This is a genomic window from Vreelandella olivaria (assembly GCF_023507745.1).
GTDB classification, from domain to species: domain Bacteria; phylum Pseudomonadota; class Gammaproteobacteria; order Pseudomonadales; family Halomonadaceae; genus Vreelandella; species Vreelandella olivaria_A.
The window spans coordinates 1-795 of sequence record NZ_JALPZO010000040.1 but is presented as its reverse complement, the minus strand read 5'-3'; the positions used below and the strand labels follow the sequence as shown (position 1 = coordinate 795).

Genomic DNA, 795 nt, shown 5'->3' with positions numbered 1-795 from the left:
AAAATATGCCCACCCTAAGCTAATGAATGCTAAAACGCTAAAAAGTATGTTTGCAACAAAGGTATTATAATTACGTGCCCGGATTTGCCAGCTTATTAGCGCTGGTTCATCGGCATGCTTCCAGGGGGTTTGGGCGATATAGTCCTGCTGGGGTTGAATAAACCACATATACTTATCCTTGTGCTTTAGAGGAGAGGAGAACGGTAAGTGCAAAGCGGGTCGGTACACTGATACCCTGGCTCTCCTCGCGGTTAGATTTAAATACTTACCCTCAGTATTCTGGCAATCTCAACAATGGTTAAGTATTCTTTTTTATTGTCAGCTGCCCATGTTTTTCTATAATGAGAAATTGCTATAAACTTTAAGCTCTCGCTCATGATAAGGAACCTCTGGTAACATGTTTCTAAAATAGTTAACGTTGTCTTCAAAATTGTCGGAATGGCAAAAAATAGAGCTATAGGTCGAGTACTCACCACCTTCCTCATTGAGGTAGGTGAAGCGTAGGCCGATTAAATTTCGCTTGTGCCAAGCGACAATCTCTTCTGTTTTTGTCCACTCATACTCACGGTGACGGTAGTCTCGCTGCATTGCCTGATAGCCCTTGGAAGTGCCCCTCATCCAAGCCATGAAGCCCATGCCTAGCGGCCCGATACCGGCAATTACAAAGACAGGGTCAAGCAGCATAAGTATCACGACAATGGGCATTAAAATAATCGCCGACCACTTCAGAAATGGCTTAACGGCATCCATTTGTGGCTTCCAGGAACACTCCTCAGCAATATTTTCGGTAAAACG

1 pseudogene is annotated in these 795 nt (G+C 44.0%); it reads right to left on the bottom strand.

From position 1 onward, the window contains the following. Nucleotides 1-336 precede the first annotated feature (336 nt). Nucleotides 337-795: pseudogene (locus HP566_RS03555) on the bottom strand (hypothetical protein); the annotation flags it as partial.